Origin of the sequence: Hydrogenophaga intermedia (genome assembly GCF_000723405.1) — a bacterium.
Taxonomy (GTDB): domain Bacteria; phylum Pseudomonadota; class Gammaproteobacteria; order Burkholderiales; family Burkholderiaceae_C; genus Hydrogenophaga; species Hydrogenophaga intermedia.
Genome location: NZ_CCAE010000003.1, coordinates 107,834 through 122,883, shown reverse-complemented (window position 1 = coordinate 122,883; position 15,050 = coordinate 107,834). Strand labels below are relative to the sequence as shown.

Sequence of the window (15,050 nt, the reverse complement as noted above, 5' to 3'; positions counted from 1 at the left end):
GGGCGGCCCCGTTCGCCCTCAAAAAGGACCTCACCATGTTCCGCCCGTCCGCCAAGCCTTCCGCCCTCGGCCGCATCCTCCTGCCCACCGCCGTCCTGGCCGCCATCTCGGCTGCCGTGTTCGTGATCGCCCAGCAGGCGATGACCGCGCAGGCCAGCGCACCCGCCGATGCGGCGCCGCCGCCCATGCCCGTGTCGGTCGCCACCGTCGCCGAAAGCGACGCGACCACCTGGGACGAGTTCTCTGGCCGCCTGGAGGCGGTGGAGCGCGTGGACATCCGCTCGCGCGTGGCCGGTGCCGTGCTGGCCACGCATTTCCGCGAAGGCGCACTGGTGAAGAAGGGCGACCTGCTCGTCACCATCGACCCCGCCCCCTACGCCGCCGAGGTGGCGCGCGCCGAGGCGCAGGCCAGCGCCGCGCAGGCCCGCCTGAGCCACGCCAAGGGCGAATTCGCGCGCTCGCAGCGCCTCTGGGAAGACAAGGCCATCGCCCAGCGCGAACTCGACGACCGCCAGAACGCGCTGCGCGAGGCCGAGGCCAACCTGCTGGCCGCGCAGGCGCAAGTGCAGACCGCGCGCCTGAGCCTGGGCTACACCCAGGTGCGCGCACCGGTGGCCGGGCGCATCGGCAAGGTGGACGTGACGGTGGGCAACTTGGTCGCGGCCGGTCCCGGCGCGCCGGTGCTCACCACACTGGTGTCGGTGAACCCCATCTATGCGAGCTTCGACGCCGACGAGCAGACCGTGGCGCGTGCGCTGCAAGGGCTCAACCAGGGCGGCGCCAGCGCGCGCGCCGCCATCGAGCGCATCGCCGTGCAGATGGGCACGGCCGGCAGCGACGATACGCCCTTCACCGGTCGCCTCCAGCTCATCGACAACCAGGTCGATCCGCGCAGCGGCACGGTGCGCGTGCGCGCCGTCTTCGACAACCAGGACGGCGCGCTGATGCCCGGCCAGTTCGCGCGCATCCGCATGGCGCAACCGCGCAGCGACCGGCAGTTGCTGGTGAGCGAACGCGCCATCGGCACCGACCAGGACAAGAAGTTCGTGATGGTGGTGGGCGAAGACAACAAGGCCGAGTACCGCGAGGTGAAGCTGGGTGCGCCGGTCGATGGCCTGCGCAGCGTCACCGAAGGCCTCAAACCCGGCGAGCGCATCGTCGTCAACGGCCTGCAACGCGTGCGCCCCGGTGCCGTGGTGCAGCCGCAGCCCGTGCCGATGAACGCGCGCGCCGATGCCACTCAGAAACTGGCCGCGGCCAAGTCCTGAGCCCGGGCGCACCGAGTGAAGAGAACAACATGAACCTCTCCAAATTCTTCATCGACCGGCCGATCTTCGCGGGCGTGCTCTCGCTGCTGATCCTGATCGCCGGCCTGGTCGCGCTGCGCGGCCTGCCCATCTCCGAGTACCCCGAGGTGGTGCCGCCCTCCGTGGTGGTGCGCGCCCAGTACCCGGGCGCCAACCCCAAGGTCATCGCCGAAACCGTGGCCACGCCGCTGGAAGAATCCATCAACGGCGTGGAAGGCATGCTCTACATGGGCAGCCAGGCCACCACCGACGGCGTGATGACGCTGACCGTGACCTTCGCGCTGGGCACCGACCCGGACAAGGCCCAGCAGCTGGTGCAGAACCGCGTCTCGCAGGCCGAGCCGCGCCTGCCCGAGGAGGTGCGCCGCCTGGGCGTGACCACCGTCAAGAGCTCGCCCGACATCACCATGGTCGTGCACCTGGTCTCGCCCAACGACCGCTACGACATCAACTACCTGCGCAACTACGCGGTGCTGAACGTGAAGGACCGGCTCGCGCGCATCGAAGGCGTGGGCCAGGTGCAGATCTTCGGCGGCGGCGACTACGCCATGCGCGTGTGGCTGGACCCGCAGAAGGTCGCGCAGCGCGGCCTCTCGGCCGGTGACGTGGTGGCCGCCATCCGAGGCCAGAACGTGCAGGCCGCCGCCGGTGTGGTGGGCGCCTCGCCCGGCCTGCCCGGCGTGGACCTGCAACTCTCCGTCAACGCGCAGGGCCGCCTGCAGACCGAGGAGGAGTTCGGCGACATCATCATCAAGAGCGGCACCGACGGCGCGGTGACGCGCCTGCGCGACGTGGCACGCCTGGAGATGGGCGCGGCCGACTACTCGCTGCGCTCCCTGCTGAACAACCAGCCCGCCGTGGGCATGGGCGTGTTCCAGGCCCCGGGCTCCAACGCGCTGGAGATCTCGGCCCAGGTGCGCGCCACCATGGCCGAGCTGCAGCAGCACATGCCCGAGGGCGTGGAGTTCCGCATCGCCTACGACCCCACGCAGTTCGTGCGCGCCTCCATCGACTCGGTGATCACCACCCTGCTCGAAGCCATCGCGCTCGTGGTGCTGGTGGTGATCCTGTTCCTGCAGACCTGGCGCGCGTCCATCATCCCGCTGCTGGCCGTGCCGGTGTCGGTGGTGGGTACTTTCGCGGTGCTGCACCTGCTGGGCTTCTCCATCAACGCGCTGTCGCTGTTCGGCCTCGTGCTGGCCATCGGCATCGTGGTGGACGACGCCATCGTGGTGGTGGAAAACGTGGAGCGCAACATCGAGGCCGGGCTGAGCCCGCGCGAAGCCACCTACCGCGCCATGCGCGAGGTCTCGGGCCCCATCATCGCCATCGCCCTGGTGCTGGTGGCTGTGTTCGTGCCTCTGGCCTTCATCAGCGGCCTCACGGGCCAGTTCTACAAGCAGTTCGCGGTCACCATCGCCATCAGCACGGTGATCTCGGCGATCAACTCGCTGACGCTGTCGCCCGCGCTCGCGGCGCTGCTGCTCAAGGGCCACCACGAGCCGAAGGACGCGCTCACGCGCGGCATGGACCGCGTGTTCGGCGGCTTCTTCCGCGCCTTCAATCGCGTGTTCCACCGGGGCGCGGAGTCCTACAGCGGCGGCGTGCGACGCGTCGTCGGCCGCAAGGCGCTGATGATGGCGATGTACCTCGCGCTCGCGGCGCTCACCGTCGGCCTGTTCAAGGCCGTGCCCAGCGGCTTCGTGCCCGCGCAGGACAAGCAGTACCTCATCGGCTTCGCGCAGTTGCCCGACGGCGCCACGCTGGACCGCACCGACGAGGTGATCCAGCGCATGGGCGAGATCACCAAGCAGAACCCGAACGTGGAGGACGCCATCGCCTTCCCTGGCCTGTCCATCAACGGCTTCACCAACAGCTCCAACGCCGGCATCGTGTTCGCCACGCTCAAGCCCTTCGCCGAGCGCAAGAACGCCGACCAGAGCGGCGCCGCCGTGGCGGGCCAGTTGAACCAGGCCTATGGCGAGATCCAGGACGCCTTCGTGGTGATGTTCCCGCCCCCGCCGGTGGCCGGCCTGGGCACCACGGGCGGCTTCAAGCTGCAGCTGGAAGACAAGGCATCCCTCGGCTACGAAGCCATGGACGCGGCGGTGAAGGCCTTCATGGCCAAGGCCTACCAGACGCCCGAGCTGGCCGGCATGTTCACGAGCTGGCAGGTCAACGTGCCGCAGCTCTACGCCGACATCGACCGCACCAAGGCGCGCCAGCTCGGCGTGCCCGTGACGGAGATCTTCGACACCATGCAGATCTACCTCGGCAGCCTGTACGTCAACGACTTCAACCAGTTCGGCCGCACCTACAGCGTGCGCGCCCAGGCCGACGCGCCCTACCGCGCCCGCGCCGAGGACATCGGCCTGCTCAAGGTGCGCTCCACCAGTGGCGAGATGATCCCGCTGTCGGCGCTGATGAAGGTCGATTCCACCTTCGGCCCCGAGCGCGCCATGCGCTACAACGGCTACCTCTCGGCCGACATCAACGGCGGGCCCGCGCCCGGCTTCTCCTCGGGCCAGGCCCAGGCCGCCATCGAGCGCATCGCCGCCGAAACGCTGCCCTCGGGCATCGGCTACGAGTGGACCGAGCTCACCTACCAGGAGATCCTGGCCGGCAACTCGGCGCTGTGGGTGTTCCCGCTGGCCATCCTGCTGGTGTTCCTGGTGCTGGCCGCGCAGTACGAGAGCCTGACGCTGCCGCTGTCCATCATCCTCATCGTGCCCATGGGCCTGCTCGCGGCCATGACGGGGGTGTGGCTCGACGGCGGCGACAACAACGTGTTCACGCAGATCGGGCTGATCGTGCTGGTGGGGCTGTCGGCGAAGAACGCGATCCTGATCGTGGAGTTCGCGCGCGAGCTGGAGTTCGCCGGCCGCACGCCGATCCAGGCCGCCATCGAAGCCAGCCGCCTGCGCCTGCGCCCCATCCTCATGACCTCGCTGGCCTTCGTGATGGGTGTACTGCCCCTGGTGCTGGCCACCGGCGCGGGCGCCGAGATGCGCTCGGCCATGGGCGTGGCCGTGTTCGCCGGAATGATCGGCGTCACCGCCTTCGGCCTCTTCCTCACGCCGGTGTTCTACGTGCTGCTGCGCCAACTGACGGGCAACCGCCCCCTGCGCCAACACGGCGAGACGCCCCACTTCGAGGGCTTTGCCAGCGGCGGCGCCGACGTGCGCCCCCTGCCCGCGGCCCCGCTGACGCATTGAAGGAACCGACCATGAAAGCATTCAACCGCCTCCTGCCGCTGGCCGCCGCGCTGGTGCTGGCCGGCTGCGCCACCGCGCTGCCGACCCTGCCCAAGGCCGTGGACACACCGCCGCAGTTCAAGGAACTGCGCCAGAACGAGCGCTGGACCATCGCCCAACCCGCCGAGGCACGCAGCCGCGGCACCTGGTGGAAAGCCTTCAACGACCCCGTGCTCGATGAACTGATCGAGCGCGCGGGCGCCGGCAACACCGACATCCAGCAGGCCGCCGCACGGCTGGCGCAGGCGCGCGCGCTGTTGCGAGGCGCGCAGGCCGACCGCGCGCCGCAGATCGGCGCGGGCGCCTCGGCGGACCGTGGCGCGGGCGCCAACACCGCGAATGGTTCGACGCCGGCCACGCTGCTGCAGGCCGGCCTGAACCTCTCATACGAAGTGGACCTGTTCGGCCGCCTCTCGCGCGCGCAGGACGCCGCTTCACTGGACGCGCAATCGCGCGAGGCCCTGCTGCAAAGCACGCGCCTGCTGGTGCAGGCCGAGGTGGCGCAGACCTACCTGGCCCTGCGCGCCACCGACACCGAGCGCGCCCTGATGCAGGACACCGCCACCGCCTACACCGACACCCTGCGCCTGACGCAGCGCCGCTTCGAGGCCGGTGACGTGGCCGAGCTGGACGTCATCCGCATCCAGACCGAGCAGGCCGCGACCGAGGCCGAGGTCATCGCGCTGGAGCGCACACGCGCCGAGCTGGAACACGCGCTAGCCGTGTTGCTGGGCGAGCCCGCCTCGGGCTTCGCGCTGGCCCCCACCGCCACGGCGCGCGCGCTGCCGGTGATCCCGCCCGGCGTGCCGGCCACCGTGCTCGCGCGCCGGCCCGACGTTGCCGCGGCGCAGGCCTCGCTGCTGGCCGCGCAGGCGCGCGTGGGCGTGGCCCAGGCGGCCTGGTTCCCGCGCGTGTCGCTCACCGGCGCGGCGGGCTTTGCCTCGCCGGAGTTGGGTGATCTGTTCCAGTGGTCCGCGCGCTCCTGGGGCGTGGGCGCGCTGCTTTCGCTCCCGCTGTTCGACGGCGGCCGGCGCGAGGCCGGTGTGCAGAACGCGCAAGCCGAGTTCGACGCGGTGGCGGCCCAGTACCGCGGCCAGGTGCTCAACGCCCTGCGCGAGGTGGAGGACCAGTTGTCTTCCCTGCGCCTGCTGCACGAGCAATCGCTGGCGCAAGGCCGCGCGGTGAGTGCCGCGCAACGCGCCAGCGCCATCTCGGAAACGCGCTACCGCAACGGGCTGGTGAGCCAGCTCGAACTGCTGGACGCGCGTCGAAACGAACTGCTCAACCGCCGGCAGGCGCAGCGGGTGGAGGCGGCGCAGCAGCAGGCGACGGTGCGGCTGATCCGGGCGTTGGGTGGGGGATGGGCTGACGCTTGACGATCAGGCCGCGGGCGGCGGACATGGCCCCACCAATATGGGGCCATGTCCGCCGCCCAATGAGGCTCTCCTCAAAACCCCATCGTCCGCACGAACTCGCTCACGTCCCGCCTGGGCATCTGGAGCCCGTTCACCGGCGCCCGCTCATCGCGGTAGCCCAGCGACATGCCGCACACCGTCACCTGCCCCTCGGGCAGTCCCAGCACCGGCGCGATCACCGCGTGGTACGGCGCGAAGCTCACCTGCGGGCAGGTGTCGAGCCCGCGCGAGCGCGCGGCCAGCATCACGCTCTGCAGGTACAGGCCCAGGTCCAGCCAGCTGTGCGGCTTCAGGCAGGCGTCGATGCTGAAGATGAGGCCCACCGGCGCACCGAAGAAGCCGAAGTTGCGCCGCGTCTGGCGGGTGCGAGCGGCGGCGTCGGTGCGGTCGATGCCCAGGGCCTGGTAGTAGCGCGCGGCGAAGTCGGCCTGGCGCGCGCCGTATTCGTCCGGCAAGGGCGCAGGAAAGTGGTGCGGCGGCGGCAGTTGGCCGCTGTCGAAGACAGCAGTGATCGCGGCCTCCAGCTCGCGGATCGCTTCGCCCGCGAGCGCGTGGACCCGCCAGGGCTGGGTGTTGGAGTTGCTGGGTGCACGGCCGGCCACGCGCAGGATCTCCAGTACCGTCTCGCGTGGCACGGCTTCGTCGCGGAACGCGCGCACCGAGCAGCGCGAGCGCAGCAGGCCGTCGAGGCATGCTGCGGATTCGGCCACTGACGGTGTCATGGCGCGTCCTCGCCCGGCGCCGGGTGGTACGCGATGCGTCCGGCCGGCAGGAAGAACAGCGCGATCACCGCGCCGCCCTTGGCCTCGGGGTAGTGGTGGCTGCCGGGCGGCGGCGCGGTCCAGCCCGCTTCGCACCAGCCGTTGGGACCCGCCAGCGCGGCGCCCGGCGTCACGGGGATCACCATGTTGAATTCGCCATAGGGGTGCGCGTGGTATTGCCCGCGGTAGCTGCCCTCGGGGTTGCCTTGCGTGTTGCCCCGGCTGTCCATGTACACGGCGGTGATGCTGAAGTGGTGCGTGCGTGCCGAGGGTTCGAGCAGGCGGCTGCGGCGGTAGATGGGCCCGTCGATCTCGACGTTGGCGGCCCAGCCGTCCTCCACGCCCCGCTTGATCAGTTTTGCGAGCGTGTCGTAGAGCGCGCTGCCCGGGCCGCGCTGTTCATTGAGCCAGCGCTCGACCTCGGTGCCGGCCGTCATGTCCTTCACCTCGGCCAGGAAGGGCAGGCAGCACGCGATGAGTTCATCGCGTTCGCGGATGTCGGTGTCCGGTTGCATCGTTCACTCCTCCATGCGGAAACCCGAGGCCCGCACCACTGGCGCCCAGGTCTCGCGTTCCTGGCGAATCATGGCCGCGAACTCTTTGGGCGTGCGCGTGCGCACCTCCAGGCCGACCTTCTCGTAGCCGGCGCGCAGCGCGGCGTCGCGGCTGGCCTTGTCGATGGCGGCGTGCAGGGCGTTGACCGTGTCGGCCGGCGTGCCGGGCGGCGCGAAGACGCCGTAGGTTTCCGCGCCACGGATCTGGCCGAAGCCCTGTTCACCGAAGGTCGGCACGTTCGGCAGGAAGCGCGAGCGCTGCTCGCTCGTGACGCCCAGGATGCGCACCTTGCCCTGCTGAAGGTAGGGCAGGAAGTCGGCGACGAAACCGAAGTAAGCGGGGATCTGCCCGCCCAGCAGGTCCTGCATGGCGGGGGCGGAGCCGCGGTAGGCGATGTGCTCCAGCTTCAGGCCACCGGCCTCGGAGAGCTGGTAGCCCAGGAAGTGCGCCACCGAGCCCGTGGCGGGTGAGGCGTAGAGGGCCGCGTTGGGCGTCTGGCGCACCCAGGCCACGTAGTCGGGCAGGGTCTTCACGCTGGCGGGCACGTTGCCGCTGACCGCGAAGGCGCAGCCCGCCGTGACCACCGAGGACACGGGTACGAAGTCGGCCTCGGCGTCGTACTGGAGCTTGGTGTAGACGTGCGGGTAGATGGTGAGCGCCGAGGTGTGCGTGCACAGGAGCGTGTTGCCGTCAGCCGCTTCGCGCTTGAGCTGGCTATTGGCGATGCGCCCGGCCGCGCCGGCGCGGTTGTCCACGATGAAGGTGCGGCCTTCGCGACGCCAGGCGTCGGCGAGGTGGCGCGCGGTGGTGTCCAGCGTGCCGCCGGCGGGGTAGCCCACCAACAGCTTGCCGGGGGTGTTGGCCAGCAAAGGCCAGGACGCACCCGCGGCCGGCAGGGCCGCGAGCAACTGCGCGAAGGCGCGACGGGAGAGTGTGTTCATGCGGATCCTCTGCTTTCAACGGCAACCGATGTCCGTTGACCCGAATGCTGCGACGATTGCGGATTGCAGGGAACTGCTGTCTGCGCAATGGTTCGTTGCACGACATTCATATCGGAGCGGGCACGCATGAGCATCGGCAAGGTGGACCTCAATCTGCTGAAGGTCTTCGACGCGGTCTTCGAGGAGCGCAACCTGGTGCTGGCCGGGCGGCGCCTGCACCTGAGCCAGTCGGCCGTCAGCCACGCACTGTCGCGGCTGCGCGAAGTGGTGGGCGATGAGCTCTTCGTTCGCACGGGGCGCGGCATGGTGCCCACCGGTGGTGCGCTGCGCATGGCGCCCGCGCTGCGCGACGCGCTGCGGCGCATCGAGGCCACGCTGGACGTGGCGCCGTTCTCGGCGCGCGGCTCGCAACGCCAGTTCGTCATCGCCGCCAACGACCACGTCACCGCCGTGCTGGTGGCCCCGCTGGCGCGCAAGTTGCAGCGAACCGCACCCGGTGTCGATCTCGTGATCCGCCCGTCCACGCGGCTGGACCTGGCCGAGCAGATCGACCTCGGCCGCATCGACCTGGCGATCGGCATCTTCTCGCAGGTACCACCGCGCATGAGCGCGCGCACGCTGCTGTCGCAGGGCGAGGCGATCCTGATGCGCAAGGACCACCCGGCGGCGCGCGGCCGGCTGACGCTGACGGCCTTCGCACACCACCCGCTGGTCACCATCTCGGTGGGCGGGCAGGAGGAAGGCGCGGTGGACGGCTTCATCCTGGAGCGCGGGCTGGCGCGCCAGTCGGAGATGTTCGACCGCGGCGCGCTGCGCGAGGCGCTGGACGCGCAGGGTGTGCAGCCCCGCGTGCGCGTGACCGTGCCGCATTCACTCGCCATCCCGGCGCTGCTGCGCGACAGCGACATGCTGTCCATCGTGCCGGCCTCGCTGGCGCGGGCGCTCACGCGCGGCGACACCGGCCTGGTGATGCGCCAGCCGCCCTACCCGGCCAGCCAGGCCACCACGCGCGCCGTCTGGCACAGCCGGCACGACCACGACGCCGGGCACATCTGGCTGCGCGACACGGTGGCCGAGGTGGCGGGCGCGCTCGGCGAGCGGCGCACCGCCAAGGCCTGAGGGCCTGCGGCCCGGCGCGCCTCCGATGCGTGTCAGGTGCGCGAAGGCGCCTGCGGCAGTCGGCCGTCCACGTCGGTGAAGCCGAACTCGCGCGCGAGTTCGGCCACCAGCAGCAACTGGCCCGACTTGCTCATGATGTCCGCGTCGCCCGCGAGCGCGGCCACCGCGCGGCCTGCGAACTCGGGCGACTCGCCGTGTTCCATGATGCGCTGGGCCAGCGCGGGGGGCATGCGGTCGGGCTGGGCCAGGAACTTTTCGCTCTTGATGAAGCCGGGCCAGATCACCACCGCCGCCACGCCAAAGGGGCGCAGGTCGTGCGCCATGTCCCTGGCCATCTTGTCCACGCCGGCCTTCTGCACGCCGAAGGGCACGTTGAAGGTGTAGCGCACCGCGCCACCCGAGGACGTGTTGACGATCAGGCCCGAGCGGCGCGCCACCATGAGCGGCGCGGCGCAGCGGCTGGCGATGTAGTGTGAGCGCAGGCCCACGCGCAGCAGGGTTTCCCAGAGGTCGTCGGGCAGTTCCCAGAACGGCACGTTGACGGGCATCTTCGACGGCGCGGCGAAGACGTTGTTGACCAGCACGTCGAGCCGGCCGTCCTGCTCGCGCGCGACGCGGGCGAACACGTCCTTCACGCTCTGGTCGTCGGCGTGGTCGCAGACGATGGGGATGGCCTTGCCGCCGCGCTGCGCGATCTCGTCCACGGTTTCCGCGAGCGAGCCGGGCCACTGCGAGCCGCCGCGATCGAGCGTGCGGCCGGTGACGTAGACCAGCGCGCCGGCTTCGCCCAGCGCAAGCGCCACGCCCTTGCCGACGCCGCGCGTGGCGCCGGTGACGACGGCCACTTTTCCTTCGAGAGATTGCATGTGAATCGTTGTTGCTGTTGGAGGGAAAGGCTTACCGGGCCTGCTCGGGCGTGGCCGCGACCGGGACGGGCACGGGCGCAGGCGCGGCGGTGTCCGCGCGGCGCTTCAAGGCCGAGCGGCGACGCCACTGGTTGAGCGCCGGCACCACGAACACGATGGCCAGCATCACCGCGCCGTAGAGCACGCCGGTGAGTTCGCGCGAGACCTTCTCCATCACGTCGGGCGCGAAGGAGAGGAACACCGCCGCGACGCCCGTGCCCAGGATGGACGTGGGCCCGGAGATGGCCACGCCCACCAGCAGGCTGAGCGAGAGGAAGACGGTGAAGCTGTCGGGCGAGACGAAACCGGTGAGCACCGTGTTGAGCGCGCCGGCCGCGCCCACGGTGGCCGCACTCACGCCGAAGGCGATGGCTTTCCAGCGCCGCACGTCCACACCCACGGCGGTGGCGGCCGTGGGGTGGTCGCGCAGCGAGATCCAGGCCAGGCCGGTGGGGCCGCAGACCAGGCGGTGCAGCGCGGTGTAGACAATGGCGGCCCACACGATCGTCATCAGCAGCGCCCACTGGTCGTCGTGCAGCCAGGTGATGCCGAAGGGCACGGTCACCGGGTCCAGGCTGAGGCCGCTGACGCCCCCCGTCCAGTCCTCGAACAGCGGGTGCTTGAGCAACTGCGGAAAGGCCAGCGAGAGCGCGAAGGTGGCCAGCGCCAGGTAGGGCCCGGCCAGGCGCACGGCGGGCAGGCCGAACAGAAAGCCCAGCACGCCGCACACCAACGCCGCCACCGGCACCGAGAGGTAGGGCGTGAGCCAGGCCTGCGACATGAACACGCCCGAAGCGTAGGCGCCCAGGCCGAAGAAGGCGCCGTGCCCGAGCGAGATCTGGCCGCTGGAGCCGATGAGCAGTTGCAGGCCACGCACCGCCAGCGCGAGGATGACCACGGTGGCGAGCTTGAAGGCCCAGTAGCCGTGCACCAGGAACACCAGCAGCAGGGCCAGGCCAATGGCGGCGAGGGCGACGGTGGTGCCGCGGCCGGGGACGCGGTCGACAAGGGCGGTCATGCGCGAGCCGCGGCGGGAGGAAAGTTCAGACACGTTGGATCGCCTTTCCGCCCAGCAGGCCGCGCGGGCGCACGACGAGGATGGCGAACATCACCACCAGCGCGATGGTGAGCTTGAGTTCGTTGCCGGTGACGTAGGCACCCAGCAGGTTTTCGCCAATGCCCAGGATGAGGCCGCCGAGGATGGCGCCGGGCGGGCTGTCCACGCCGCCGAGCACGGCGGCGGCGAAGCCGTAGATCATGATGCCGCTCATCATGTGCGGGCTGAGGAAGACCACGGGCGCGGCCAGCAGGCCGGCCACCGCGCCGATGGCGCCGGCCACGCCCCAGCCGATCATGAGCACGCGGCTCACGTTGATGCCCGAGAGCGCGCTGGACACCGGGTTGATGGCCGCGGCGCGCATGGACAGGCCCAGCTTCGTGTAGCGGAAGAAGGCGCTCATGGCCGCGAGCACCAGCACGGTCACCAGCACGGTGCCCAGCGCGTGGCCCGACAGCAGGCCCTGTCCCACCCCGCCCCAACTGGCGAAGGGGCTGTCCAGGCTGTAGGTCTCGTGGCCGAAGATGAGACCGGCCGCGCTCTGCACGATGATCATGAGCGCCACGAACACGGTGACCACCGCGAGCGCGGGCGAGTCGTGCAGCGGGCGCAGGGCCACGCGTTCCACCACCGCGCCCATGGCGAAGCCGAAGGCGATGGCGCCGGCCGCGGCCGCCCAGTAGGGCGCGCCCGCCTCCACCAGCGCCCAGGCGATGAAGGTGGAGAACATCGCCATCTCGCCCTGCGCGAAGTTCACGTGGTGCGTGGCGCGGTAGATCATCACCAGCGACAGAGCCAGCATGGCGTAAATGCAGCCGTTGACGAAGCCGGCCGCCACCTGTTGTGCGAATTCCATCATGTCCGTTGTCCTCAGATGCCCAGGTAGGCGGCGCGAACGCGCTCGTCGGCCTTGAGCGATGCGCTGCTGCCGTTCAGGGTGATGCGGCCCATCTCCAGCACGTAAGCGTCCTGCGCGAGTTCGAGCGCGAGGTGCGCGTTCTGCTCGACGAGCAGGATGCTCAGGCCCTGTTCGCGGTTGATGCGCGAGAGCACCTCGAAGATCTGGCGCACGATCTTGGGCGCCAGGCCGAACGAGGGTTCGTCGAGCATCAGCAGCCGGGGCTTGAGCATCAGCGCACGCGCAATGGCCACCATCTGCTGTTCGCCGCCACTGAGCAGGCCCGCGGGCTTGGCGCGGTACTCGGCCAGCTTGGGGAACAGCGCGTACATGGCCTCGATGTCGGCGCGCACGTCGGCCTTGCCACGCCGCGTGATCGCGCCGACGAGCAGGTTCTCCTCCACCGTGAGCTGGGTGAAGGTGCCGCGCCCGTCGGGCACGTGGCCCACGCCCATGGCGGCGATGGTGTCGGTGGCCAGGCCACGGATGGGCTTGCCGTCGAGCTCGATGCTGCCGCTCGTCTTGACCAGCACGTTGCTGATGGAGCGCAGCAGCGTGGTCTTGCCGGCGCCGTTGGCGCCCAGCAGCGCGGTGATGCCACCGCGGCGCACGTCGATGTCCACGCCGCCGAGCACGGCAGTGGAGCGGTAGGCGGCGCCGAGCTGGCGCACTTTCAGCAGGGCATCGCTCATTCGTCGCCTCCCAGGTAGGCGCGGATGACTTCCGGGTTCGCGGCCACTTCCTGCGGCGTGCCGCTGGCGATGTCGCGACCGAATTCGAGCACGACCACCTGGTCGCACACGCGCATCACCAGGCTCATGTGGTGTTCGATCAGCAGCACGGCCACGCCCATGCGGTCGCGGATCTGCCGGATCCAGCCCAGCAGTTCCTCCATCTCTTCGTGGTTGAGGCCGGCGGCCGGCTCGTCCAGCAGCAGCAGGCGTGGCCGCATGGCCAGCGCACGCGCCAGCTCCACGCGCTTGCGCACGCCGAAGGGCAGGTCGGCCACGAGCACGTGGGCCACGTCGCGCAGGCGCGCGAACTCAAGCAGCTCGTCCACGCGCGTGTCGATCTCGGCGCGGTCGCGGCGACCCTGGCGGGTCATGAACAACGAGGCGAAATGCCGCCCGCCGAAGCCGAGGTAGCAGCCCGTCTCCACGTTCTTGCGCACGCTCTGGCGATCGAACAGCGCGACGTTCTGGAAGGTGCGCGCGATGCCGAGCGCAGCCACCTGGTGCGCGCCGATGCCGCGCAGGTCGCGCCCGTTGAAGTGGATGCGGCCCTCGTGCAGGTCGTTGATGCGGCTGAGGCAATTGAACAGCGTGGTCTTGCCCGCACCGTTGGGGCCGATGATCCCGCAGACCATGCCCGGCATGACGCTGAAGGACACGTCCTGCAGCGCGCACACGCCGCCGAAGCGGATGCCCAATCCCTCGACGCGCAGCAGCGGCTCGCTCGCGCGGGGCGCGGCGTCCGTGACCGCCGCGCCCGTGTCCAGCACTGCGCCCATCACGCCAGCGGAACCCAGCGGGTGCCGTCGAAGCGCTGCAGGCGGAACTGGCGCACGACGCGGTAGTCGTCGGGCGAGGTGTTCACGGTGATGCCCGGGATCAGGGCCGGCAGCGCCAGGCCCTTGATGGTGGTGGCCTCCTTCAGGATGCGCTGCGGGGTGATCTCGTCACCGCAGCGCTTGAGCACCTCGGTCATGAGGTGACCCATGCTGTAGCCGACGAGGTTGAGCTGCTCGGTGAGGTCGCCCTCGGGGTAGTGCTTCTTCATGAAGCTCACCCAGCCCAGGTAGCCGTCGTCCTTGGCCCACTCGGGGTCGCCCGCCGACTTGCTGGGTGTGGAGCTGATCAGGCCCGTGCTCTTGTCCAGCCCCGCCACGCGCAGCACGGTGGCCACGAAGTTGCTGGTGATGGGGATGATGTGCATGGGCTTCCACGGCAGGTCGCTGACCTTGCGGATGGCCTGGATGGTGAACTTGGGGGTGGTGATGTTGAGGAAGACGTCGGCGTTGGTGCCGGCGAGCGTGATGATCTGCGAGTCGATGGTGGGCGCCGTGACCTCGTAGCCCGCGGCGGCCACCACCTCGGCCTGGCTGCCGATCTCCTTGAGCCGCTCGCGGAAGGCGTTGAGGTACTCCTTGCCGAAGTCGTCGTTCTGGTAGAGCACGGCCACCTTGGCGCCAGGCTTCGCGCGGTGCACGTGGTCGGCGTACGCGGCGGCCTCGGTGGAGAAGGTGGGCAGGCCGGGCAAGGTCCAGGGGTAGTACTTCGGGTCGGCGAAACGGTCGCTGCCGGCATAGACGAAGAGCTGCGGCACCTTGCGCGTGTTGAGGTAACGCTGCACCGCCGCGTTCTGCGCCGTGCCCATGCTGGCGAACATCGCCACCACGCCTTCGCGCTCCACCAGGCTGCGCGTCTGCTCCATGGCCTTGGCGGGGTTGTAGCCATCGTCGAGCGAGATCAACTCCACGCTGCGGCCGTTGATGCCGCCGGCCTCGTTGACCATCTTGAAGTAGCGCGTCTGCACCTTGCCGATGGCGCTGAGCGCCGAGGCCGGGCCGCTGTAGGGCATGGTCTGCCCGAGCTTGATGACGCCGCGCGGGGCGGCACCGGTCTGCGCCAGGGCGAGTCCCGTGCTCAGCGCCGGCAGGGCGAGCGAGGCTTGCAGCAGGCGGCGACGCGAGAGGGAGGCGTGGGGGTCGTTCATCGTCGTTCCGTTGGGTGGGTTGGGTAGAGAGGCACCAGTCCGTGCGGCGAGCTCGCCTCTCGCCCAACACTTCACTGTGCGTTCATTATCTTCTTGGTGAGATAAATGTCAACACAGTGAAAC

At 70.1% G+C, this 15,050-nt stretch carries 13 protein-coding genes; 4 read left to right on the top strand and 9 right to left on the bottom strand.

Translation table 11 applies throughout. The features are described from left to right. Window positions 1–35: 35 nt before the first annotated feature. The 3 genes from BN948_RS03485 to BN948_RS03475 are packed head-to-tail and all read left to right on the top strand — an operon-like array spanning window position 36 to window position 5,937. Window positions 36–1,268, top strand: coding sequence for an efflux RND transporter periplasmic adaptor subunit (locus BN948_RS03485; RefSeq protein WP_009517347.1), 1,233 nt, complete (start codon window positions 36–38; stop codon window positions 1,266–1,268). A gap of 29 nt (window positions 1,269–1,297) precedes the next feature. Continuing rightward, complete coding sequence (locus BN948_RS03480) at window positions 1,298–4,522, top strand: efflux RND transporter permease subunit (RefSeq protein ID WP_009517348.1); 3,225 nt, start codon at window positions 1,298–1,300, stop codon at window positions 4,520–4,522. 11 nt (window positions 4,523–4,533) lie between these two features. Further along, window positions 4,534–5,937: an efflux transporter outer membrane subunit gene (locus BN948_RS03475; RefSeq protein WP_009517349.1), complete on the top strand. Its 1,404-nt coding sequence runs from the start codon at window positions 4,534–4,536 to the stop codon at window positions 5,935–5,937. A gap of 71 nt (window positions 5,938–6,008) precedes the next feature. On the opposite strand, the gene BN948_RS03470 is transcribed toward BN948_RS03475, so the two are convergent. Genes BN948_RS03470 through BN948_RS03460 form a run of 3 tightly spaced genes read right to left on the bottom strand, consistent with a single transcriptional unit; the run spans window position 6,009 to window position 8,233 of the window. Continuing rightward, on the bottom strand, window positions 6,009–6,698 hold the full coding sequence (locus BN948_RS03470; RefSeq protein WP_009516804.1) for a nitroreductase: 690 nt from the start codon (window positions 6,696–6,698) through the stop codon (window positions 6,009–6,011). Then, window positions 6,695–7,252 carry a 4-hydroxylaminobenzoate lyase gene (locus BN948_RS03465; RefSeq protein WP_009516803.1) on the bottom strand — a complete coding sequence of 186 codons (558 nt, stop codon included), beginning with the start codon at window positions 7,250–7,252 and terminating at the stop codon, window positions 6,695–6,697. The genes BN948_RS03470 and BN948_RS03465 overlap by 4 nt, the downstream gene beginning before the upstream one ends. A 3-nt stretch (window positions 7,253–7,255) precedes the next feature. Further along, window positions 7,256–8,233, bottom strand: a complete 978-nt coding sequence (locus tag BN948_RS03460; RefSeq protein ID WP_009516802.1) for a tripartite tricarboxylate transporter substrate-binding protein — start codon at window positions 8,231–8,233, stop codon at window positions 7,256–7,258. A 126-nt stretch (window positions 8,234–8,359) separates the two neighbouring features. Between BN948_RS03460 and BN948_RS03455 the strand changes: the two genes are divergently transcribed. Further along, window positions 8,360–9,352: a LysR family transcriptional regulator gene (locus tag BN948_RS03455; protein WP_009516801.1), complete on the top strand. Its 993-nt coding sequence runs from the start codon at window positions 8,360–8,362 to the stop codon at window positions 9,350–9,352. 32 nt (window positions 9,353–9,384) lie between these two features. Here the strand turns inward: BN948_RS03455 and BN948_RS03450 are convergent, their stop codons facing one another. Genes BN948_RS03450 through BN948_RS03425 form a run of 6 tightly spaced genes read right to left on the bottom strand, consistent with a single transcriptional unit; the run spans window position 9,385 to window position 14,927 of the window. Next, window positions 9,385–10,218, bottom strand: coding sequence for an SDR family NAD(P)-dependent oxidoreductase (locus BN948_RS03450; protein ID WP_009516800.1), 834 nt, complete (start codon window positions 10,216–10,218; stop codon window positions 9,385–9,387). A 31-nt stretch (window positions 10,219–10,249) separates the two neighbouring features. Next, window positions 10,250–11,308, bottom strand: coding sequence for a branched-chain amino acid ABC transporter permease (locus tag BN948_RS03445; RefSeq protein ID WP_138820002.1), 1,059 nt, complete (start codon window positions 11,306–11,308; stop codon window positions 10,250–10,252). After that, the gene (locus BN948_RS03440; protein WP_009516796.1) at window positions 11,301–12,173 is read right to left on the bottom strand and encodes a branched-chain amino acid ABC transporter permease; all 873 of its coding nucleotides are present in this window, start codon (window positions 12,171–12,173) and stop codon (window positions 11,301–11,303) included. The genes BN948_RS03445 and BN948_RS03440 overlap by 8 nt, the downstream gene beginning before the upstream one ends. Before the next feature lie 11 nt (window positions 12,174–12,184). Then, window positions 12,185–12,904 (bottom strand): ABC transporter ATP-binding protein, encoded by a 720-nt coding sequence (locus BN948_RS03435; RefSeq protein ID WP_009516795.1) that lies wholly within the window; start codon window positions 12,902–12,904, stop codon window positions 12,185–12,187. Beyond that, window positions 12,901–13,722: an ABC transporter ATP-binding protein gene (locus tag BN948_RS03430; RefSeq protein ID WP_009516794.1), complete on the bottom strand. Its 822-nt coding sequence runs from the start codon at window positions 13,720–13,722 to the stop codon at window positions 12,901–12,903. Before BN948_RS03430 ends, BN948_RS03435 begins: the two co-directional genes overlap by 4 nt. After that, window positions 13,722–14,927, bottom strand: coding sequence for an ABC transporter substrate-binding protein (locus BN948_RS03425; protein ID WP_009516793.1), 1,206 nt, complete (start codon window positions 14,925–14,927; stop codon window positions 13,722–13,724). The genes BN948_RS03430 and BN948_RS03425 overlap by 1 nt, the downstream gene beginning before the upstream one ends. Window positions 14,928–15,050 lie beyond the last annotated feature (123 nt).